The organism is Pseudomonas sp. NPDC096925 (assembly GCF_044762545.1).
In the GTDB taxonomy this organism is placed as follows: domain Bacteria; phylum Pseudomonadota; class Gammaproteobacteria; order Pseudomonadales; family Pseudomonadaceae; genus Aquipseudomonas.
The window spans coordinates 239,869-259,864 of sequence record NZ_JBIWEM010000004.1 but is presented as its reverse complement, the minus strand read 5'-3'; the positions used below and the strand labels follow the sequence as shown (position 1 = coordinate 259,864).

At 64.0% G+C, this 19,996-nt stretch carries 20 protein-coding genes and 1 pseudogene; 9 read left to right on the top strand and 12 right to left on the bottom strand.

Annotated features, from left to right (window positions below):
• Window positions 1-149: 149 nt before the first annotated feature.
• The 5 genes and pseudogenes from ACIQYU_RS14995 to ACIQYU_RS14975 form a co-directional block, all read left to right on the top strand.
• Window positions 150-1,166 (top strand): annotated as a pseudogene (locus tag ACIQYU_RS14995) (cache domain-containing protein); the annotation flags it as partial.
• A gap of 93 nt (window positions 1,167-1,259) precedes the next feature.
• Entirely contained in the window at window positions 1,260-2,024 is a 765-nt protein-coding gene (locus tag ACIQYU_RS14990; RefSeq protein ID WP_370464237.1) for a methyl-accepting chemotaxis protein, read from the top strand.
• A 226-nt stretch (window positions 2,025-2,250) separates the two neighbouring features.
• Window positions 2,251-3,372, top strand: coding sequence for a glycosyltransferase family 1 protein (locus tag ACIQYU_RS14985; RefSeq protein ID WP_207838236.1), 1,122 nt, complete (start codon window positions 2,251-2,253; stop codon window positions 3,370-3,372).
• Window positions 3,365-4,129 carry a DUF2334 domain-containing protein gene (locus ACIQYU_RS14980; RefSeq protein ID WP_207838237.1) on the top strand — a complete coding sequence of 255 codons (765 nt, stop codon included), beginning with the start codon at window positions 3,365-3,367 and terminating at the stop codon, window positions 4,127-4,129. Before ACIQYU_RS14985 ends, ACIQYU_RS14980 begins: the two co-directional genes overlap by 8 nt.
• Entirely contained in the window at window positions 4,126-5,118 is a 993-nt protein-coding gene (locus ACIQYU_RS14975) for a lysylphosphatidylglycerol synthase transmembrane domain-containing protein (protein WP_207838239.1), read from the top strand. Before ACIQYU_RS14980 ends, ACIQYU_RS14975 begins: the two co-directional genes overlap by 4 nt.
• A 296-nt stretch (window positions 5,119-5,414) precedes the next feature.
• Here ACIQYU_RS14975 and purU read toward each other — a convergent pair whose 3' ends face one another.
• Entirely contained in the window at window positions 5,415-6,266 is an 852-nt protein-coding gene (gene purU / locus ACIQYU_RS14970) for a formyltetrahydrofolate deformylase (RefSeq protein WP_023662871.1), read from the bottom strand.
• A 282-nt stretch (window positions 6,267-6,548) separates the two neighbouring features.
• Between purU and mvaT the strand changes: the two genes are divergently transcribed.
• On the top strand, window positions 6,549-6,926 hold the full coding sequence (mvaT, locus tag ACIQYU_RS14965) for a histone-like nucleoid-structuring protein MvaT (protein ID WP_063913248.1): 378 nt from the start codon (window positions 6,549-6,551) through the stop codon (window positions 6,924-6,926).
• A gap of 84 nt (window positions 6,927-7,010) precedes the next feature.
• On the opposite strand, the gene sbcB is transcribed toward mvaT, so the two are convergent.
• The 3 genes from sbcB to ACIQYU_RS14950 form a co-directional block, all read right to left on the bottom strand.
• Window positions 7,011-8,444 carry an exodeoxyribonuclease I gene (sbcB, locus tag ACIQYU_RS14960; RefSeq protein ID WP_233694145.1) on the bottom strand — a complete coding sequence of 478 codons (1,434 nt, stop codon included), beginning with the start codon at window positions 8,442-8,444 and terminating at the stop codon, window positions 7,011-7,013.
• Between the two features lie 75 nt (window positions 8,445-8,519).
• Window positions 8,520-8,879, bottom strand: a complete 360-nt coding sequence (locus tag ACIQYU_RS14955; protein WP_207834632.1) for a PilZ domain-containing protein — start codon at window positions 8,877-8,879, stop codon at window positions 8,520-8,522.
• Between the two features lie 123 nt (window positions 8,880-9,002).
• Window positions 9,003-9,389, bottom strand: a complete 387-nt coding sequence (locus ACIQYU_RS14950; RefSeq protein ID WP_207834621.1) for a tetratricopeptide repeat protein — start codon at window positions 9,387-9,389, stop codon at window positions 9,003-9,005.
• 179 nt (window positions 9,390-9,568) lie between these two features.
• Here ACIQYU_RS14950 and pyk point away from each other — a divergent pair, with 179 nt between their 5' ends.
• On the top strand, window positions 9,569-11,023 hold the full coding sequence (pyk, locus tag ACIQYU_RS14945; RefSeq protein WP_063913252.1) for a pyruvate kinase: 1,455 nt from the start codon (window positions 9,569-9,571) through the stop codon (window positions 11,021-11,023).
• A gap of 138 nt (window positions 11,024-11,161) precedes the next feature.
• Here the strand turns inward: pyk and ACIQYU_RS14940 are convergent, their stop codons facing one another.
• On the bottom strand, window positions 11,162-12,082 hold the full coding sequence (locus ACIQYU_RS14940) for an iron-sulfur-binding ferredoxin reductase (RefSeq protein ID WP_233687043.1): 921 nt from the start codon (window positions 12,080-12,082) through the stop codon (window positions 11,162-11,164).
• A 277-nt stretch (window positions 12,083-12,359) separates the two neighbouring features.
• Here ACIQYU_RS14940 and ACIQYU_RS14935 point away from each other — a divergent pair, with 277 nt between their 5' ends.
• Entirely contained in the window at window positions 12,360-13,883 is a 1,524-nt protein-coding gene (locus ACIQYU_RS14935) for a fumarate hydratase (protein ID WP_025340505.1), read from the top strand.
• Between the two features lie 119 nt (window positions 13,884-14,002).
• On the opposite strand, the gene ACIQYU_RS14930 is transcribed toward ACIQYU_RS14935, so the two are convergent.
• Together ACIQYU_RS14930 and ACIQYU_RS14925 are read right to left on the bottom strand one after the other, a co-directional pair.
• On the bottom strand, window positions 14,003-14,875 hold the full coding sequence (locus ACIQYU_RS14930) for a carbon-nitrogen hydrolase family protein (RefSeq protein WP_207834616.1): 873 nt from the start codon (window positions 14,873-14,875) through the stop codon (window positions 14,003-14,005).
• Window positions 14,872-15,462, bottom strand: a complete 591-nt coding sequence (locus ACIQYU_RS14925) for a GNAT family N-acetyltransferase (RefSeq protein ID WP_063913256.1) — start codon at window positions 15,460-15,462, stop codon at window positions 14,872-14,874. The genes ACIQYU_RS14930 and ACIQYU_RS14925 overlap by 4 nt, the downstream gene beginning before the upstream one ends.
• Before the next feature lie 115 nt (window positions 15,463-15,577).
• Here ACIQYU_RS14925 and ACIQYU_RS14920 point away from each other — a divergent pair, with 115 nt between their 5' ends.
• Complete coding sequence (locus ACIQYU_RS14920) at window positions 15,578-15,976, top strand: nuclear transport factor 2 family protein (protein WP_025340507.1); 399 nt, start codon at window positions 15,578-15,580, stop codon at window positions 15,974-15,976.
• A gap of 118 nt (window positions 15,977-16,094) precedes the next feature.
• Here ACIQYU_RS14920 and ACIQYU_RS14915 read toward each other — a convergent pair whose 3' ends face one another.
• From ACIQYU_RS14915 to ACIQYU_RS14895, 5 genes are read right to left on the bottom strand one after another with little or no spacing between them, the layout of a single operon-like run.
• Entirely contained in the window at window positions 16,095-16,673 is a 579-nt protein-coding gene (locus ACIQYU_RS14915; protein ID WP_063913257.1) for a DJ-1/PfpI family protein, read from the bottom strand.
• A 50-nt stretch (window positions 16,674-16,723) separates the two neighbouring features.
• The gene (locus ACIQYU_RS14910) at window positions 16,724-17,881 is read right to left on the bottom strand and encodes a phosphatidylserine/phosphatidylglycerophosphate/cardiolipin synthase family protein (RefSeq protein ID WP_207834614.1); all 1,158 of its coding nucleotides are present in this window, start codon (window positions 17,879-17,881) and stop codon (window positions 16,724-16,726) included.
• A 1-nt stretch (window position 17,882) separates the two neighbouring features.
• Window positions 17,883-18,464 (bottom strand): YceI family protein, encoded by a 582-nt coding sequence (locus tag ACIQYU_RS14905; RefSeq protein WP_402800606.1) that lies wholly within the window; start codon window positions 18,462-18,464, stop codon window positions 17,883-17,885.
• Window positions 18,465-18,508: 44 nt separating this feature from the next.
• Window positions 18,509-18,805, bottom strand: coding sequence for a hypothetical protein (locus ACIQYU_RS14900; protein WP_063913260.1), 297 nt, complete (start codon window positions 18,803-18,805; stop codon window positions 18,509-18,511).
• A complete protein-coding gene (locus ACIQYU_RS14895) occupies window positions 18,802-19,884 on the bottom strand; it encodes a serine hydrolase domain-containing protein (RefSeq protein ID WP_402800602.1) in 1,083 nt (360 codons plus the stop codon). The genes ACIQYU_RS14900 and ACIQYU_RS14895 overlap by 4 nt, the downstream gene beginning before the upstream one ends.
• Window positions 19,885-19,996: the final 112 nt, after the last annotated feature.

Sequence of the window (19,996 nt, the reverse complement as noted above, 5' to 3'; positions counted from 1 at the left end):
GCTTTGCCTTAATTCGGCCGATACCTGTGGGTGATATTCGCCTTAATAGAGAGGGACAACCGAAAAGGGACTTTTCGGGATGTTGCACTGCATTGTGACTCCACGGGTGCAAACGCCTGATATAAAACCTTAGCGGAACCGATTACGCCATGAACAAAAGCCTTCGTTTCAGCCACAAGATTCTTTTGGCCGCATCACTGATCGTGATACTCGCCTTCAGCCTGTTCACGCTCTACAACGATTACCTCCAGCGTAATGCGATCCGCGAGGACCTGGAAAACTATCTGGCTGAAATGGGCGCCTCCACTTCAACCAACATCCGCAACCTGTTCGAAGGCCGTATCAAGCTGGTGGAAAACCTGGCACAGAACATTGCCCAGGACCCGACAAACGCCGAAACCCTGTTGGGCCAGAATGCACTGATCTCAAGCTTTCTCACGGTATACGTGGGCAAGGTCGACGGCGGCTTCAGCGTGCGCCCGGACACGAAGATGCCCGACGGCTACGACCCACGCACCCGCCCCTGGTACAAGGACGGCATGAACGCCGCCGGTGCGATCCTGACCGAGCCGTACATCGACATGGCCACCAACAAGATGGTCATCGGCATCATCGACAAAGTGTCCAGTGGTGTCGGTGTGGTCGGTGGCGACCTGGCCCTGGACGGCCTGGTGCAGATCATCAACTCGCTGAACTTCGGCGGCATGGGCTACGCCTTCCTGGTCAACGACCAGGGCAAGATCCTGGTGCACCCGGACAAAGACCTGGTGATGAAGTCGCTGTCGGACCTGTTCCCGCAGCACACGCCGAAACTGACCGGTGAGCTGACCGAAGTGCAGAGCGAAGGCCAGGCCCGCCTGCTGACCTTCACTCCGATCAGCGGCCTGCCGTCGGCCAACTGGTACATCGGCCTGTCGGTGGACAAGGACAAGGCCTTCTCGATGCTCAGCACCTTCCGCACCTCGGCGGTGATCGCCACGCTGGTAGCGGTGGTGATCATCATCGGCCTGCTCGGCCTGCTGATCCGCGTGCTGATGCAGCCGCTGCACACCATGACCCGCGCCATGGAAGACATCGCCGAAGGTGAAGGCGACCTGACCAAGCGCCTGCGCATCCACAACCACGACGAATTCGGCATCCTGGGCAGCGCCTTCAACCGTTTCGTCGAGCGTATCCACAACTCGATCCGCGAAGTGTCCTCGGCCACCGAACAGGTCAACGAAGTGGCCCTGCGGGTCATCAGTGCCTCGAACTCGTCGATGACCAACTCCGACGAGCAGTCCAACCGCACCAACAGCGTAGCCGCCGCCATCAACGAACTGGGCGCCGCCGCCCAGGAAATTGCCGGCAACGCCGCCCAGGCCTCGCAGCACGCCAGCTCGGCGCGGTTGCTGGCCGAGGAAGGGCAACAGGTGGTGGAGCGCAACATTGCGGCGATGAACCGCCTGTCCGACCTGATCGTCACCTCCAGTGCGCACATCGAGACGCTGAACAGCAAGACCGTCAACATCGGCCAGATCCTCGAAGTGATCACCAGCATTTCCCAGCAGACCAACCTGCTGGCGCTGAACGCGGCCATCGAAGCGGCCCGTGCCGGTGAAGCCGGGCGTGGTTTTGCCGTGGTCGCCGATGAAGTACGCAACCTGGCGCACCGCACCCAGGAGTCGGCGCAGCAGGTGCAGACCATGATCGAAGAACTGCAGGTTGGCGCCCGCGAGTCGGTCGAAACCATGGACCAGAGCCAGCGCCACAGCCAGGACAGCATGCAGATCGCCAACCAGGCCGGTGAGCGGCTGGACAGCGTTACCGTACGTATCGGCGAGATCGACGGCATGAACCAGTCGGTGGCCACCGCCACCGAAGAGCAGACCGCCGTGGTCGAGGCGATCAACATGGATATCAACGAGATCAACATGCTCAACCAGGAAGGCGTGGAAAACCTGCAGGCCACCCTGCGCGCCTGCTCCGACCTGGAGCAGCAGGCCGGCCGCCTGAAGCATCTGGTGGGCAGCTTCCGCATCTGATCACACACCGCGTCGCCCGCTTCCACAGCAACTGCACAGCCCCTGAGGCCTGTGTAATTCCCGTGGGAGCGGGCAAGCCCGCGAAGAAGCCCACATCGTTCCCCCGCCTTACCCTGCCCCACCCAACCCCGATCGAACAAACTATCCTTCTGATAGGTCAACCTTTAGGCGCGTCATCGCCGGCCCGCTAGCGCCGGATGACGGACCCGAAGACGATCCCGGAGGGATGCTGATCGTGCACATCGCCGACATCACCATGTTCTACGCCCCCGCCAGCGGCGGCGTACGTACCTATCTTGATGCCAAACACCACCGCCTCGACGCCATCCAGGGCGTGCGCCACAGCTTGCTGATACCCGGTGCCAGCGCGCAACACGCCGATGGCATCTACCAGGTACCCGCACCACCGCTGCCGTTCGGCAACGGCTACCGCTTCCCGGTGCGCCTGGCCCCTTGGTGCAATGTACTGCGCAGGCTCAAACCCGACCTGATCGAAGTCGGCGACCCCTACCTGACCGCCTGGGCTGCGCTGGAGGCCCGACGCAAGCTCGATGTGCCGGTGATCGGCTTCTACCATTCCGATCTACCGCTGCTGGTCAGCAACCGCATGGGCAACTGGTTCACCCCTAACGTTGAAGCCTATGTCAGCAAACTGTACGGCAATTTCGACCGGGTCCTGGCCCCAAGCCAGGTCATGGCCGACAAGCTGCGCCGCCTCGGGGTGCGCGATGTGCATGTGCAGCGCCTGGGCGTGGACCTGGCCACCTTCCACCCCAGCCGGCGCGACCCGCAGCTGCGTGCCGAACTGGGCATTGCCGACACCAGTCGCCTGCTGATCTACGCCGGCCGTGGCTCACGGGAAAAGAACCTGCCGGTGCTGCTCGACTGCATGCAGCACCTGGGCCACCCCTACCACCTGTTGCTGGTGGGCTCGAACATGCCGGCCAACGTGCCCCAGAACGTCAGTGTGATCGACCACTTCTGCCCGGCGCCGGAAGTCGCCCGGCTGATGGCCAGCGCCGACCTGCTGGTACACGCCGGCGACCAGGAAACCTTCGGCCTGGTCATTCTCGAAGCAATGGCCAGCGCCACACCGGTGGTGGCCGTGCGCGCCGGGGCCTTCGGCGAAATCGTCAACGAACAGTGCGGGCGCCTGTGCCGCCCCAACGATAGCCAGGCCATGGCGACGGCCGTACAAGAGGCGTTCGAGGCCGGCGTGCGCAAACTCGGGGCACAGGCCCGTCGCCATGCCGAGCAGCACTATTCCTGGGACAACGTGGTCGCCGGCCTGCTGCAGCACTACCAGGCCGTGCTCGGCCACCAGCCGCAGGTTCGTGCCCATGGCTGAGCCACTGCCAGCGTCGCGCAGCCTGATGCTGGTGCTGCACGATGTAGCACCCGAGACCTGGCCCGACTACCAACCCTTCGTCCAGGCCATCGACGCCATCGGCGGCATCCCCATGACCTGGCTGGTAGTGCCGGACTTTCATCACCGCAACGCGCTGCAGCGCTCGCCCACCTTCTGTCGCTTGCTCGAACGGCGCCTGGCCCGTGGCGACGAGCTCGCCCTGCACGGTTTCTACCATGCCGACAACGGCCCGCCACCGCGCACGCCCGGCGAATACTTCATGCGCCGCATCTATACCCATGAAGGTGAGTTCTACGCCCTCGACCGGCAGCAGGCCCTGCAACGCCTGGAGCAAGGCCTGGCCCTGTTCGGCCAGCAGGGCTGGCCAGTGGCCGGCTTCGTCGCGCCCGCCTGGCTGATGAGCGAAGGCACCCGCCAAGCCTTGCGCTGCCTGCCGCTGCGCTACACCAGCACCCCACAGCACCTGTACCGCTTGCCAGACTTTACCGCGATCAAGGCTCCTGGGCTGGTCTGGAGCGCCCGCAGCGCCTGGCGTCGCGGCCTGTCACGGGTGCTGTGCGACTGGCAATGCCGGCGCTGGCGCGACGCCGAGACCCTGCGCCTGGGCCTGCATCCGGTGGACATGCGCCATCGCGCATCGCGCGACTATTGGCTGAACACCGTGCGCACCCTGCTGGCACAGGGCCGCGAGCCCCTGACCAAGTCCACCTGGCTCGACCGCCAGGCCAGCGCATGAGCCGTCTGGCCTGGCTGGCCCTGGCACTGCTCGGCGCCGTGCTGGTGCCGGCCCTGCTCGGTGGCAGTGAGCTGCTGCCAAGGCTGCAGCGCTTCGCACCCAGCCTGATGCTGACCTTGCTGGGCATGATCCTGCTGTGCTGGGTCATCAACGCCATTCGCCTGCGCCTGCTGCTTGGCCAGCAAGGGGCAAGGCTTGGGCGCCTGCGTAGCCTGGGCGTGGTGATGGCCACCGAGTTCGCCATCTGTACCACCCCCGGTGGCAGCGGTGGCCCCTTGACCCTGATGGCCCTGCTGGCACGCGACCGTATCGGCCCGGCGCGCAGCGGCGCGGTGTTTGCCATGGACCAGTTGAACGACCTGGTGTTCTTTTTCTGCGCGATGCTGGCGATTGCCGGCTATGCGCTGTTCCACAGTCTGGGCCGCAGCCAGGAGAGCATGTTACTAGGTAGCGCGTTGCTGCTGTGCACGGCATTGGCCGGGGTGATCGGCCTGTTGCGCTACCGGCGCACGGTGATGCGCGTGAACGGCAGATTGCTGCGCCGGCTGGGCATGAGCCGACAGCGCAAGCGCCGCTGGGCGCGCAAACTGCTGCGCTTCATCGACGCACTGGCGCAGACCTGGCGCCTGCCCAAGCGCACGCTGACCCTGGTGTTCACCCTGACCTGCGCCCACTGGGGCCTGCGCTACAGCGTGTTGTACCTGGTATTGAGAGGGTTGGGGGTAGACCTGGCGTGGATCCCCAGCTTCCTGGTGCAGATGCTGTCGCTCAGTGCCGGCCAGTTCAGCCTGCTGCCTGGCGGTGCCGGTGCCGCCGAGCTGACTTCGGCCAGCCTGCTGACGCCACTGGTGGGCAGTTCGACCGCGGCTGCGGCGATCCTGATATGGCGGGCGGTCACTTACTACTTTTATCTGCTGGCGGGTGGGCCAGTGTTCGTGTGCCTGCTGGCGCGCCCGCTGCTGGAGCGCTGGCGGCGTCAGGCGGGTTGAGCTGCTGCCAAAGTTCGGCAGCGCCGGGGAAATCGGTGCCATCGGTGTCGGCCAGTGCTTCAGGGTCGTAGCGCGCCAGGCAGCCTTCACCGAGGGTGGGTGGGGGTGAGGCGGTGGGGTTGTTGCGGGTCTTGGCCATTGCGTATCCCTCAGGATTGCCGGGGACGCCTTGCGCCCCTTTCGCGACACAAGGCCGCTCCCACATGGAATGGGGCGCACCTCACTTTGTGGGAGCGGCCTTGCGTCGCGAAAGGGCTGCGCAGCAGCCCCAGGATCTCACCGACAACCCGACTCTGTCAGTCAAACACCACAGTCTTGTTGCCATGCACCAGCACCCGGTCTTCCAGGTGGTAACGCAGGCCACGGGCCAGCACCATCTTCTCCACATCACGGCCAAAGCGGACCATGTCGTCGATGCTGTCGGCATGGCTGACACGCACCACGTCCTGCTCGATGATCGGGCCGGCGTCCAGCTCTTCGGTGACGTAGTGGCAAGTCGCGCCGATCAGCTTCACACCACGCAGGGCGGCCTGGTGATACGGCTTGGCGCCGACGAACGACGGCAGGAAGCTGTGGTGGATGTTGATCACCTTTTCAGCATAGTCCTGGCACAGTTGCGGCGGCAGGATCTGCATGTAGCGGGCCAGCACCACCACATCGGCAGCGTGCTCCTGCACCAGGCGCGACACTTCGGCAAAGGCCGGGGCCTTGTCCTTGGGGTCGACCGGTACATGGAAGAACGGAATACCGTGCCACTCGACCATGCTGCGCAGGTCGTTGTGGTTGGAAATCACGCAGGGGATCTCGCAGTCCAGCTCATCGGTGTGCCAGCGGTGCAGCAGGTCGGCCAGGCAGTGCGACTCGCGGCTGGCCATCAGCACCACGCGCTTTTTCTGCGCCGAGTCGGTAATGCGCCAGGTCATGGAGAACTCTTCGGCGATCGGCGCAAACGCCTCGCGGAAGGCTTCGATACCGAACGGCAGCGATTCGGCGCGGATTTCATGGCGCATGAAGAACCAACCGCTCTGCTCATCGGAGTGGTGGCTGGCTTCGTTGATCCAGCCATTGTACAAGGCCAGGAAATTACTGACTTTCGCCACGATGCCAACACGGTCGGGGCAGGCGATCACCAGACGATAGGTGCGCATGAATGAGACTCCAGAACTTCGCAAAGGCGCTCATTCTAGCGGCCCGCCAGGAAAAACGCAGTATTGATCGCAGCGGCCGTAGCCTGTGTAGCTGTCGAGATGCACCGCCGTCACTCTCTGACAGACATGACGAAATGCCGGGTTAATTGTAAATTTTTGTTCACGCAGAGATATGTTGTCACAGCTTAATTAACAGTTAATTGCCCAACAATATGTTTACTTGCGAGTATCGCCTGTCTATTATTGCCCCACACATTTCTGAAACGCATTAAGGAACACTCCATGTCCCTGATCAACGAGTACCGCGCTACCGAAGAAGCCATCAAGGAACTTCAGGCCCGCCTGGCCAACCTGTCGCAGGATGACAAGCTGAAGAAAGAACTGGAGTTCGAAGGCAAACTGCGCACCCTGATGGGCGAGTACTCCAAGTCGCTGCGCGACGTGATTGCCCTGCTCGACCCAGATTCGAAACTGAGCAAAGCCCCTCGTGGTGCGGTCAAGACTACCGCCACCAAGCGTGCGCGCAAGGTCAAGCAATACAAGAACCCGCACAACAATGAAGTGATCGAAACCAAAGGCGGCAACCACAAGACCCTGAAAGAGTGGAAAGCCAAGTGGGGTGGCGATGTGGTTGAAAGCTGGGCAACCCTGCTGGACTGATAGTCCGCATACGCCTTTTGCTTATCGCAACGAAAACGCCGGCACATTGCCGGCGTTTTTGTTTGTCCGCGTTTTTTTCAGCGCTCAGCCAACTGCAAACTGTGCCTGCAATTGCCGGGCATGCACCTGCCAGGCCTCCAGCACACGCCGCCCCGCCTCGTCGGCGCCTTCCCAGGCCTGCTGCCGCGCCCGTTCGAAGTCGCCCAGCGTATTCGGCGCCCCCCACTGCGGGTCACTCAGGCGTTGCTGGCAGAAGCTGAACCAGCGTTGCCGCTCTTCGCCGGTCAAGGTCTCCGGGAAGTTGCGCGCCCGATAGCGGAACAACAGTTCAGGCAGGCGCGGATCATCGAACATCCAGTGCCCGCGGCCCAACTGCGCCGGTTCCAGTGCACGAACTTGCTCGCATAAGCGGCGGTCACGGTCCCCCAGAAAACCGTCATACAACTGTTGTTCCGGGTCTTCACTCGGGGTGAAGTCTTCCTTGCCGTAGATGTGTTCCAGCTTGTCTTGCCATTGCGCCTGTTGCTTGGCCAATGCTTCGCCGCGCAATTGTAACAACGTCAAGTCCAGGCCCAACCGTTGTTGATCGGCCGGGCGCAATACCGAGAGTGGCGCCAGTACCGGGCAGCGATTGATCTGCACCAGTTTGAGCGGCACGGGTAATTCACCCTCGGCCAGTTCTTCATGGCGGGTATACAAACGCTGGCGTAGAACTTCAGCACTTTCCCGTAGTAACGGTAGGGTTTCCTGATGCAGGTCGCACACAATCAGTGCATTGCGATTACGCGGGTGCCAGGCTAATGGCAATATGACACCAAGGTAATTACGTGCCGCCGAAAAGCGCCCGGATATATGCACCAGTGGCTGCAACAAACGGACCTGCTCCATCACTTTATGCTTACTGCGCAACTGGAACAGCCACTCATACAACTTGGGCTGTTTCTGCCGGATCAGGCGGGCCAGGGCGATGGTTGCCCGCACGTCGGAAAGCGCTTCGTGGGCATGCCCATGGTCGATGCCATTGGCCTTGCTCAGCAGTTCCAGACGCAGGCTGGTGCGCCCATCCTGTTGTGGCCACTCGATGCCGTCCGGGCGCAATGCATAGGCCGTGCGCACGATGTCGATCAGGTCCCAGCGGCTATTGCCGCCCTGCCATTCTCGGGCATAAGGGTCGAAAAAGTTGCGGTACAGGCTGTAGCGGGTCACTTCGTCGTCGAAGCGCAGGGTGTTGTAGCCGGCGCCGCAGGTACCTGGGAGCGCCAGTTGCGCGTGCACCCGGGTCATGAACTCGGCTTCGCACAAGCCCTGCTCGGCCAGCAGTTGCGGGGTGATGCCGGTCACCAGGCAGGCGGCCGGGTGCGGCAGGATATCGTCGGAGGGCCGGCAATAAAGGCTGATCGGCTCGTCGATTTCGTTGAGGTCGAAGTCGGTGCGCACGCCGGCCACCTGCAGCGGCCGGTCACAGCGCGGGTTGATGCCGGTGGTTTCGTAGTCGTGCCAGAAAATGCTGGAGGTCACGGGGTCGTCCTGTATCGAGGTCGACCCGATTCTAGCGCGATTCCGGCACGACTCCAGCGAGCCAGAGCGCGGGGCTCAGACGGAAGCGTTGGCAGGGCGGAAACTGAAATAGTCACGCAACGAGCGGACGAATTCGTCGTACTCGCGGGGCGCCTGCAGCAGCATGAAGCCCGAATCGTAGTGGCCGGGCGTCTGGTCTTCGCGGCACCACAGGCAGCTGGCGGTGAGGTTGACGAACTGATGCCCGCCGCCGACCAGCGGCAGGCGCAATTGCAGCTCGTAGTCGGGCCCTACCAGTACAGGTAGCTGGCTGATCAGCATCAGCCCGTCTTCGGAGGCGTTGCCCAGCTGGCCGATCGACTGACCGGTAAAGCGGTTGAACACCTTGAGAACACAAGGCAGCTGATGGCGTTCGATGTGGCGCTTGTTGAACATGATCGCAAGTGCAGTCCGTATCCGATGCCAGGAATACGAGGAACTGGCGGTTGTTGTAACAGCTGAGTTACAGATTAGCGCAGCGCGCGCGGCAAATCCCGTGAAATAAATCACACCTTGGTGTTAACGCCAAGGTGCGGCACTCACCGGGTGGGCCACGGCGGCTTCGGCGCCGCGCAAATGGCCGAGTTTCTCCAGGGTCTGCAGGCGTGCCTGGGCGCGATAGGCATACTCATTGCCCGGGTACTGCTGGATCAGGTACTGGTAGGTTTGCGCGGCATCCACGTACAACGCCTGGCGCTCCAGGCACTGGCCGCGCAGCAGTGACACTTCGGGGTGGATGAACGGGCGCGCACGGCTGGTGCGGTCGACCTGCGACAGCTCGAGCATGACCCGTGCGCAATCGCCACGGTCGTAGGCGCGGTAGGCGTTGTTCAGGTGGTGGTCCATGGACCAGCGGGTGCAGCCGACGGCGCTGGCCGCCAAGACTAAAACGATCAGGGCTCGCATGGGGGTCTCCTTTGATGCCAGTGTATCGGCCTTTGCCGGCAAATCTTCACACCCTTTTGCAAGGATACCCTGCCCGTTCAAATGCCACCCTGCCTTGGTCGCAGGTAGTGCAACGGAACAATGACTACAGCGCAATTGAGGAGTAGCCTTTCGCTGCGCTTCACTATAGGAGTCTGTGCATGAGCATCCGCCGTACCAAAATCGTCGCCACCCTTGGCCCCGCCAGCAACTCGCCGGAAGTGATCGAACAGCTGATCCTCGCCGGCCTGGACGTGGCACGCCTGAACTTCTCCCACGGCACTCCGGACGAGCACAAGGCCCGCGCGCGCCTGATCCGAGACATCGCCGCCAAGAACGGCCGCCATGTTGCACTGCTGGGCGACCTGCAGGGTCCGAAGATCCGCATCGCCAAGTTCGCCAACAAGCGCATCGAACTGAAGATCGGTGACAAGTTCACCTTCTCCACCGCCCACCCGCTGACCGAAGGCAACCAGGACATCGTCGGTATCGACTACCCGGACCTGGTCAAGGACTGCGGCGTTGGTGACGAATTGCTGCTCGACGATGGCCGCGTGGTCATGCGCGTCGAGACCGCCACCGCAGACGCCCTGCACTGCGTGGTGATCATCGGTGGCCCGCTGTCGGACCACAAAGGCATCAACCGTAAAGGTGGCGGCCTGACCGCGCCGGCCCTGACCGAAAAAGACAAGGCCGACATCAAGCTGGCCGCGGAAATGGACCTGGACTACCTGGCCGTGTCCTTCCCGCGTGACGCCAGCGACATGGAATACGCGCGCAAGCTGCGTGACGAAGCCGGCGGCAGCGCCTGGCTGGTGGCCAAGATCGAGCGCGCCGAAGCCGTTGCCGACGACGAGACCCTCGACAAGCTGATTGCCGCCTCCGACGCCGTGATGGTTGCCCGTGGCGACCTGGGCGTGGAAATCGGCGACGCCGAGCTGATCGCCATCCAGAAGAAGATCATCCAGCACGCCCGCCGCAACAACAAGGCGGTGATCGTGGCGACCCAGATGATGGAGTCGATGATCCAGAACCCGATGCCGACCCGCGCCGAAGTGTCCGACGTGGCCAACGCCGTGCTGGACAACACCGACGCGGTAATGCTGTCGGCTGAAAGTGCCGCCGGTGCCTACCCGATCGAAGCCGTCCAGGCCATGGCCCGCATCTGCCTGGGTGCCGAAAAGCACCCGACCAGCCAGAAGTCCAGCCACCGCCTGCACACCACCTTCGAGCGCTGCGACGAGAGCATCGCCCTGGCGGCCATGTACACCGCCAACCACTTCCCGGGCGTGAAGGCGATCATCGCGCTGACCGAGAGTGGCTACACCCCGCTGATCATGTCGCGCCTGCGTTCGCACGTGCCGATCTTCGCCCTGTCGCCGCACCGTGCTACCCAGGCGCGTGCCTCGATGTTCCGCGGCGTGTACCCGATCGCCTTCGACCCGGCCTCGCTGCCGGCCGACAAGGTGAGCCAGGCAGCGGTCGACGAACTGCTCAAGCGTGGCCTGGTGGAGCAAGGTGACTGGGTGATCCTGACCAAAGGTGACAGCTACCACACCATCGGTGGCACCAATGGCATGAAGATCCTGCATGTCGGTGATCCGCTGGTCGGTTGATCCCGCCAAGGGGCCGCGCCATGGCCCCGTTCGCGGGCACGCCCGCTCCCACAGGGTTAGCAACAAGCCTGAGGCTAGCGCTGTACCTGTGGGAGCGGGCGTGCCCGCGAATGGGCCGGCACGATCAACACAAATGCCTCAGGCATGCTCGACAAACACATCAGCAAACACCTGCCCCCGCGGCACCCCGGCAATGAACAGCCGTCGGGCAAACCGCTCGACACTCCCCGGCGCCCCGCACACCAGCGCCACCGTCTGCCGCGTTGAAGGCCGCAACCCGGCCAACGCTTCATCCAACTGCTCCACCAGTACCAACTCGACATTCACATTCGCCATTTCCCGCAACGGCTCTGCCAAGTAATGCCCGGTGCTGTCCCGCGCCACATGCAGTACCCGAATCTCGCCACGGTGCCCCTGCCGTACTGCCTCGCGCAAGATGCCCCACAGCGGAGCAAGCCCCGTTCCGGCAGCCAGCAGCCAGAGCGGCCGATCCTGCCAGTCCGGGTCGTAATGCAAAGCCCCGCCCCTGAATTCACCCAGGCGCAGCACATCACCCACCTGCAGGCCACGGACCTTGTCGCAAAAAGCACCTGGGCGCTGGCAATCGATGTGAAACTCCAGAAAGTCATCTTCCCCCGGCAGGCTGGCCAGGGAATACGGCCGCGCTACCGAACCCTTCCACAACACCACATGCTGCCCCGCCTGGTAACGCAGTGCCCGCTCGGGCCGCAGCCGCACACGCAACACATCGCCGAACCAGTCCAGGGCACAGACCTGAGCCGGCACACCATCCTGTTGCGGGTCGAACAACGCTACATGCAGGTCCTCGACCACACGGCACTGGCAAGCCAGACGCCAGCCCAAGGCATGCTTGTCCAGCGCCATGGCCTCGGGCAGCGCATCCAGCGGTTGCCCGGTCAGGCAGTGCACCAGGCAGGCATGGCAGCTGCCGGCGCGGCAGCTGTAAGGCACGTTCAGCCCGGCCTCGTTCAAGGCATCGAGCAGGTTGCTGCCGGCCGGCACCGCCCAGCGGCGCTCGCCCACGCAAAGTTCGGGCATGTTCAGCTATCTCTTCCAGCTCTTGGGTTTCCGGGGCCGCGTTGCGGCCCCCTCCCAGCATCCTATCTCTACAGCAAGGCAGCAAGAACAATGCCTGCCCCCTGCCGACCATGGTCCAGACCACTCGCAGGTGTTTCAGACGGAGAGGCACGCTATACTGCCGCGCCCTTTTGCGTCGGCCATGCTGCCGGCGCGCCTTTGCAAGGCGTTTCGACACGCTGGTCGGCACCGTCGAGCGTCTATATGAATGTTCCCGTCTTTAAGAGGAGCGCGCTGCATGACCGTGATCAAGCAAGACGACCTGATTCAGAGCGTCGCCGATGCCCTGCAATTCATCTCGTACTACCACCCCGTCGATTTCATCCAGGCCATGCACGAGGCCTATCTGCGTGAAGAGTCGCCTGCTGCGCGCGATTCCATCGCCCAGATCCTGATCAACTCGCGCATGTGCGCCACCGGCCACCGCCCGATCTGCCAGGACACCGGTATTGTCACCGTGTTCGTGCGCGTGGGCATGGACGTGCGTTGGGACGGCGCCACCCTGAGCGTCGACGACATGATCAACGAAGGTGTGCGTCGCGCCTACAACCTGCCTGAAAACGTCCTGCGCGCTTCGATCCTGGCCGACCCGGCCGGTGCCCGCAAGAACACCAAGGACAACACCCCGGCAGTGATCCACTACTCCATCGTCCCCGGCGACAAGGTCGAGGTCGATGTCGCGGCCAAGGGCGGCGGCTCGGAGAACAAGTCGAAGATGGCCATGCTCAACCCGTCCGACTCGATCGTCGACTGGGTACTGAAGACCGTCCCGACCATGGGCGCTGGCTGGTGCCCGCCTGGCATGCTCGGCATCGGCATCGGCGGTACCGCCGAGAAGGCCGCGGTGATGGCCAAGGAAGTGTTGATGGAGTCCATCGACATCCACGAACTGAAAGCCCGTGGCCCGCAGAACCGCCTGGAAGAAATCCGCCTGGAGCTGTTCGAGAAGGTCAACCAGCTGGGCATCGGCGCCCAGGGCCTGGGTGGCCTGACCACCGTGCTCGACGTCAAGATCATGGACTACCCGACCCACGCCGCTTCGCTGCCGGTGTGCATGATCCCCAACTGCGCCGCCACCCGCCACGCCCACTTCGTGCTCGATGGCTCCGGCCCGGCCGAGCTGGAAGCGCCGTCGCTGGACGCCTACCCGGAAATCGTCTGGGAAGCCGGCCCGAGCGCCCGTCGCGTCAACCTCGACGCCATCACCCCGGAAGAAGTCGCCAGCTGGAAGCCGGGCGAAACCATCCTGCTCAACGGCAAGATGCTGACCGGCCGCGATGCCGCGCACAAGCGCATGGTCGAAATGCTCAACCGCGGCGAAGAGCTGCCGGTGGACCTGAAAGGCCGCTTCATCTACTACGTCGGCCCGGTCGACCCGGTCGGTGACGAAGTGGTAGGCCCAGCCGGCCCGACCACCGCTACCCGCATGGACAAGTTCACCCGCCAGATCCTCGAACAGACCGGCCTGCTGGGCATGATCGGCAAGTCCGAGCGCGGCCCTGCCGCCATCGAAGCGATCAAGGACAACAAGGCCGTGTACCTGATGGCCGTCGGCGGCGCTGCCTACCTGGTGGCCCAGGCCATCCGCAAGTCGAAGGTCCTGGCCTTCGCCGAACTGGGCATGGAAGCGATCTACGAGTTCGAGGTCAAGGACATGCCGGTGACCGTCGCCGTGGACAGCAACGGTGAGTCGGTACACATCACTGGCCCTGCCCTGTGGCAGAGCAAGATTGCCCAGAGCCTGGCAGTCGAAGTGAAGTAAGCCTGATGTAACCGTGTCGCCTTCTTCGCGGGTAAACCCGCTCCCACAGGGACAGCGCAAGCCTGGGGCTACGCGCTACCTGTGGGAGCGGGTTCACCCGCGAAGAGGCCGCCCCTGTTCTACACAATTCGTTCGAACTGCTCCGGCCAGTCCCTGCGGGTAAAAACCTGCCCTTCCCGCCTCACCCGCCGTACTTCCTCCAGATCCACCTCACAGACCAGCCACTGACTAGTGACAGGGCTCAATTCTTCACTCAAGGCCACCACCCCATCCCCCGGCATCCCGTGATCCGGCGGTACGAACAACCCTGCCCGGCCGATATTCTCGTCCAGCGCCGGCGACCAGGGCGCCAGCCCGACCGTAGGGCTCTGCAACACCGCAAGCTGGTTCTCCAACGCCCGCGCCTGCGCGCCAATGCGCACCCGGTGGTAACCGGCCTCGGTGTCGGTACAGCTCGGCGCCAGGATCAGGTCGGCACCAGCCTCGGCCAGGCGCCGGGCCAGCATCGGGAATTCGTTGTCGTAGCAGATCAGGATCCCCATGCGCCCCAGTTCGGTTTCAAACACCTGCAGCCCCTGGCCCGCAGCTATGTCCCACTGCTCCCGCTCGAAGCGGGTCATCATCAGCTTGTCCTGGTAGCCCATTACACCCTTGGGGCCGAACAGCCAGGCACGGTTGCGGTAGCGCCCATCACTGTCCAGCACCGGTACGCTGCCCGGTTGCAGGTAGATCCCCCAGCGCCTGGCAAGGCTCTCGCACAGCGCCTTCCATGGCTCGATCAGCGGCTGGATGCCGGCGATGGAAGCCTTCAGGTCACCCCGCTGCTCGGCACTCAGCTGCCCGCTTAGCACCAGCCCGGCGTACTCCGGCAACAGCAGCAGGCGGGCCCCCGCCTCCACCGCCTCGGCGCACAGGCCTTGCAGGTGGTCGGCGTAGGCGTCCCAGGTTTCATGCAGCTCGATGGCGTACTGGCAGGCAGCCAGACGGATCATATCGGCAGTTCCTTGAGCCAGAACGACATCAGCTTGTCGGAGCTTTCCTGCTCGTCCAGGTCACGCCAGGCGTAGCTGGTGCGCAGCGACGGGTCGTGCAGGAAGCCGCGGTTCCGCCAGAAGCCGTGCAACGGCTTGTAGTCCACTGGCCGCCGCGGATGCACCCCTGGCCGCTCGACCGCACAGAACGCGCAGTAATCGAACTCGGCCAGCTTGTGCGCGTAGGACTCGCGCTCGATGAAAAAGCGCACCCCCAGGCCCTGGCCACGGTATTCGGGCAGTACTACCGATTCACCGAAGTAGTACACGCTGGCCGGGTCACGCCCCTGGGCCAGGAACGGCTGCTGGAACTCGGGGGCGACATCCACCAGCGGCAGGCCGGTGGAGGCGCCGACCACCTTGCCGTCGTCCAGCGCCAGCACCACCAGGCTGCGCCCGGAGCGCGCATAGGTGGCCAGGTACTCGGCCTCGTACTCCGGGGTGCCGTCATAAAGGTAGGGAAACTCGCGGAACACGGTAAGGCGCAGGCGAGCGAGGTCATCGATGTAAGGCGCGATAGCGGCGCCGTGCAACAGGCGTATTTCCATGCTTGGCGGTCGTTTTGTCGATGTGGATGACGCGCTCGGCTAAGCCGGGCTTGAGGGGAAACCCTATCATCCGGAGCAACGACCCGCCTTTTCCCTCCACGACAGGTATTGTTCCATGACCGCTACCGAACTGGTAAATGCTTACTACGCCGCCTTCAACGCTGGAGACATGCCCGCCTTTCTCGCCCTGCTCAGCGAGGATGTGATCCACGACATCAACCAGGGCGAGCGGCAGATGGGCAAGGCCCGGTTTGCAGCGTTCATGGACAAGATGAACCGCTGCTACCGCGAGCGCCTGGCCGATATCGTGGTGATGCAGAACGCCGACGGCAGCCGCGCGGCGGCGGAGTTCACCGTGCATGGGGAATATCTGGCCGATGACGAAGGGTTGCCGGCGGCCAACGGGCAGACCTATGTGCTGCCGGCGGGGGCGTTCTTCTATATCCACTGTGGGAAGATTGCCCGGGTGACCAACTACTACAACCTCAATGACTGGGTCGAGCAGGTGGCCTGATCAGGGGGGATTGCCTGTACTGGCCTCTTCGCGGGCACGCCCGCTCCCACAAGGATCCCACACGACTTCAGAGCAGTGAGGTACATGTGGGAGCGGGCATGCCCGCGAAGAGGCCCTGTCAGACAATACGGGTACCAAGCACCTTGAGGAAGGCTGCCAGCCACGCCGGATGCGCCGGCCATGCCGGTGCCGTCACCAGGTTGCCGTCCACATGCGCCTGGTCCACCGCGATATCGATGAATGTCCCACCCGCCAGGCGCACTTCCGGCGCACACGCCGGGTACGCACTGCATTCACGCCCTTCCAGCACACCGGCAGCTGCCAGCAACTGGGCACCATGGCATACCGCCGCGATCGGCTTGCCGGCCTGGTCGAACGCACGCACCAGCTCCAGCACCTTTTCATCCAGACGCAGGTACTCTGGCGCACGGCCACCCGGGATCAACAACGCGTCGTAACTCTCGGCCCGCACCCGCACAAAGTCATAATTCAAGGCAAAGTTGTGCCCCGGCTTTTCGCTGTAGGTCTGTTCGCCCTCAAAATCATGAATCGCGGTACGCACCGTCTGCCCCGCGACCTTTTCCGGGCATACCGCATGCACCGTGTGCCCGACCATGCTCAGCGCCTGGAACGGCACCATGACCTCGTAGTCTTCGACGTAGTCACCAACCAGCATGAGAATTTTCTTCGCCGTCATCGCACCCACTCCTTCGATTGCCTTGAGAAGTCACTGCACGATAGCCGGTCTCAGTCGCGACGGTCGAGCAAGTTGACCACCAACCGGTCCAGCCAACCCCACAACCGCTGCTTCACCCGGCGCCATAGCGGCCGGGCATGCCACTGCCCGAGGTCGACCACCTCGCTCAAGGCAAAATCACGCTCGAAGCTGGCCTGCACGGCCGCCGTCAGCGGCGGGTCGAGGGCCTCGATATTGGCCTCGAGGTTGAAGCGCAGGTTCCAGTGATCGAAATTGCATGAGCCGATACTGACCCAGTCGTCGATCAAAACCATCTTCAGGTGCAGGAAACACGGTTGATACTCGTAGATGCGCACCCCGGCGCGCAGCAAACGGGGGTAATAGCGGTGCCCGGCGTAACGTACCGAGGGGTGATCAGTGCGCGGACCGGTCAGCAGCAGCCGCACATCGACCCCCTTGCCGGCAGCCCGTCGCAGCGAGCGGCGCACGCTCCAGGTCGGCAGGAAGTAAGGCGTGGCCAGCCACACTCGCTGCTTGCCGCTGTTGATCGCCCGCACCAGCGAATGCAGGATGTCCTGGTGCTGGCGGGCGTCGGCATAGGCTACCCGGCCCATGCCCTGCCCCTGCGCAGGCACCTTGGGCAGGCGCGGCAGGCCAAAGCCCTCGGCGGGGCGCCAGGCGGTGCGACGGTTGTTGGCGTGCCACTGGCGGTCGAACAGCAACTGCCAGTCGTTCACCACAGGCCCCTGCATCTGCACCATCACCTCGTGCCACTCACTGGTCGCCTCGCCCGGCGTCCAGAACTCGTCGGTGACGCCCGTGCCGCCCACCACGGCCCAGCGCTCATCCACCAGCAGCAGCTTGCGGTGATCGCGGTACAGGTTGCGCAGGCCGCGCTTCCAGCGCAGGCGGTTGTACCAGCGCAGGTACACACCCGCGTCCAGCAGGCGCTGACGCAGCTTGCTGTTGAAAGCCAGCGAGCCATAGTCGTCGAACAGGCAGCGCACCCGCACGCCGCGTCGGGCGGCCTGCTCCAACGCTTCGACCACCGCATCCGCGCAGTCACCGGCCTCGACCAGGTACAGCTCCAGGTCGACCTGGATTTCGGCGCGCATGATCGCCAGGAGCATGCGCGGAAAGAACTCGGGGCCGTCGATCAGCAGTTCGAACTGGTTGCCATCCCGCCAGGGGAAGACCGGCCCCGGCATGTCAGCGGGCGGTGAAGATCAGCACCGCGCTAACCGGCACCGACGGGTTGATGGACGTGAGCCCGGCGAACTTGCGCAGGCGTTGCAGCCCGGGCAGCAGGCCGAAATCCTCGGCGCGCAGCACCAGGGGCTCAAGGGTCACCACCTGGAAGCGTCGCTCGTCCAGGCGGGTGGCCAGCAGCAAAGCGTTGTAGCTGTGCGACTGGCCATGCAGAGTCACCGTCAGCGGCAGGCGCAGCTCGATCTGGGCACCGTTGGCCAGGTCGTTGATCGGCCGCAGGTCCAGTTGCGCCTGCACCTTGGCTTCGGTAAAACGCTCGACCTCGAACAGGTCCTCGCGCATGCGTTCGTCACGCAGCGGAACGCCACTGCTCACCGAGTCCATCTCGATACTCAGCCCGGCAACGCCCTTGCGGTCGACCGTGCCATGCAGCACCAGAAAGCGGTGCACTTCGGCGGTGTTACCGTTCTTGCCGGTAATGAACGAAAGGCGCGAAGACTCGCCATCGAGGTGCCAGTTGGCGTGGGCGGGCAGGCAAAAAGCCAGCAACAAGGCGGGCAGCAGGCGGGGCAGCTTGAACATGACAGATCTCGTGAAACCAGACCGCCAACCTTACCCGCCCGCCTTCATGGCAGCAAGCGGCAGCCCTCGCGCGGGCCTTGCCAGGCGGCCTGATTGCGTCGGCCCAGGCCTTCGGCGGTGACCTGCCGCTGTTGGCTGTTTTCCTCCAGCAGGCTCAGCGGCAGCCATTGCTTCACGTAGCCTTGGCAATACGCCGGTTCGAAACCCATGACGAAGCGGCACGAGCAGTATTCCTTGGCCGAGTAGGCCGAAAGGATACCGGGGAAGTCCGCCAGGGCCTGGCGCTCGTGCCAGGCCCAGTACACCAGCCCCAGCAATACCAGCAGTACTACCCGCTTCATGCCCCCTTCCCGGCCAGCGCCACCAGTATTCGCCTGAGCATCTCGTCGTGCTGGTAGCTGCCGTCGCGGTCATCGGCGTATCGCACGATCACCAGCTTTTGCGCGGGCAGCACGTACAGCGCCTGGCCCCAGTGGCCAAGGGCTGCGTAGGTGTCGGCAGGCGCACTCGGCCAAGGCCGTGCAGCGCCGGCCAGCGGCTGGTTGAGCCACCAGTGTCCGCCGGGGTTGGCCTCGCCGGGCACTGCTTCGGCCGTGGCGAACGGCGTGCGGTTGAAGGCCACCCAGGGCCTGGGCAGCAATTGCCGATCCTGCCAGCGCCCCTCACGCTGCATCAGCAGGCCGATGCGTGCCAGGTCGCGAGCGCTGAGGTACAGGTAGGACGAGCCCACGTAGGTCCCCGCCCTGTCACGCTCCCATACCGCGCTGTCGATCCCTAACGGGGTGAACAGCGCATGCCAGGGGTAGTCGGGGTACTGACTGGCATCGAGCATGCCGCGCAGCGCGGCGGCCAGCAGGTTGCTGTCGCCACTGGAGTAGAGAAACCGCTGGCCCGGGCTGGCCACCGTGTCCCGCGCTGCCGTATAGGCCGCCATGTCGTCGCGGCCACGGGTATACAGCATGGCAACCACTGATGACTTGAGCGGGGCGTACTCGTAGTCCTCCTGCCAGTCCAGGCCGCTGGCCCAATGCAGCAGGTCGGCCATGCGCACGCCAGGATGGGCCTGCATGGCCGGGTAGAAGCGGGTGACCGGGTCCTGCAGCTGGAAGCGGCCTTCGCCCTGGGCTACCCCCAGCAGCGTGGCAAGCACGCTCTTGCTGATCGACCAGGTGAGGTGGGCGGTGGCGGCGCTGGTCGGGGGGGCGTAGCGTTCGTGGAGGATGCGCCCGTCGCGGATGATCAGCAGCGCGTCGGTGCGGATGCCGCTGCGTTCGGCAGTGGTGCGTGCGGGGAAGGCGTAGGCGTCGACGGCTTGCCAGTCGAGGGGGGCAGGGTCGTTGTGCCAGTCAGGGTCAGGCCAGACCTCAGCCTTGGCAGGGGCCATGGCCATACAAAAAAACAGCAGCAGACCTTTCAGCATCCCAGTACAGGCTCGCGTTATTTGGGGCTGCCTTGCAGCCCTTCGCGGGCCCGCCCGCTCCCACAGGGATCGCACCATTCATGGAGTCAGCGACATACCTGTGGGAGCGGGC

Coding starts and splice junctions, on each gene's coding strand:
- ACIQYU_RS14990 (WP_370464237.1), top strand. CDS start 1,260: ATGACCAACTCCGACGAGCAGTCCAACCGCACCAACAGCGTAGCCGCC.
- ACIQYU_RS14985 (WP_207838236.1), top strand. CDS start 2,251: ATGCTGATCGTGCACATCGCCGACATCACCATGTTCTACGCCCCCGCC.
- ACIQYU_RS14980 (WP_207838237.1), top strand. CDS start 3,365: ATGGCTGAGCCACTGCCAGCGTCGCGCAGCCTGATGCTGGTGCTGCAC.
- ACIQYU_RS14975 (WP_207838239.1), top strand. CDS start 4,126: ATGAGCCGTCTGGCCTGGCTGGCCCTGGCACTGCTCGGCGCCGTGCTG.
- purU (WP_023662871.1), bottom strand. CDS start 6,266: ATGCGCACCTATCGTCTGGTGATCGCCTGCCCCGACCGTGTTGGCATC.
- mvaT (WP_063913248.1), top strand. CDS start 6,549: ATGTCCCTGATCAACGAGTACCGCGCTACCGAAGAAGCCATCAAGGAA.
- ACIQYU_RS14955 (WP_207834632.1), bottom strand. CDS start 8,879: ATGTTCAACAAGCGCCACATCGAACGCCATCAGCTGCCTTGTGTTCTC.
- ACIQYU_RS14950 (WP_207834621.1), bottom strand. CDS start 9,389: ATGCGAGCCCTGATCGTTTTAGTCTTGGCGGCCAGCGCCGTCGGCTGC.
- pyk (WP_063913252.1), top strand. CDS start 9,569: ATGAGCATCCGCCGTACCAAAATCGTCGCCACCCTTGGCCCCGCCAGC.
- ACIQYU_RS14940 (WP_233687043.1), bottom strand. CDS start 12,082: ATGCCCGAACTTTGCGTGGGCGAGCGCCGCTGGGCGGTGCCGGCCGGC.
- ACIQYU_RS14935 (WP_025340505.1), top strand. CDS start 12,360: ATGACCGTGATCAAGCAAGACGACCTGATTCAGAGCGTCGCCGATGCC.
- ACIQYU_RS14930 (WP_207834616.1), bottom strand. CDS start 14,875: ATGATCCGTCTGGCTGCCTGCCAGTACGCCATCGAGCTGCATGAAACC.
- ACIQYU_RS14925 (WP_063913256.1), bottom strand. CDS start 15,462: ATGGAAATACGCCTGTTGCACGGCGCCGCTATCGCGCCTTACATCGAT.
- ACIQYU_RS14920 (WP_025340507.1), top strand. CDS start 15,578: ATGACCGCTACCGAACTGGTAAATGCTTACTACGCCGCCTTCAACGCT.
- ACIQYU_RS14915 (WP_063913257.1), bottom strand. CDS start 16,673: ATGACGGCGAAGAAAATTCTCATGCTGGTTGGTGACTACGTCGAAGAC.
- ACIQYU_RS14910 (WP_207834614.1), bottom strand. CDS start 17,881: ATGCCGGGGCCGGTCTTCCCCTGGCGGGATGGCAACCAGTTCGAACTG.
- ACIQYU_RS14905 (WP_402800606.1), bottom strand. CDS start 18,464: ATGTTCAAGCTGCCCCGCCTGCTGCCCGCCTTGTTGCTGGCTTTTTGC.
- ACIQYU_RS14900 (WP_063913260.1), bottom strand. CDS start 18,805: ATGAAGCGGGTAGTACTGCTGGTATTGCTGGGGCTGGTGTACTGGGCC.
- ACIQYU_RS14895 (WP_402800602.1), bottom strand. CDS start 19,884: ATGCTGAAAGGTCTGCTGCTGTTTTTTTGTATGGCCATGGCCCCTGCC.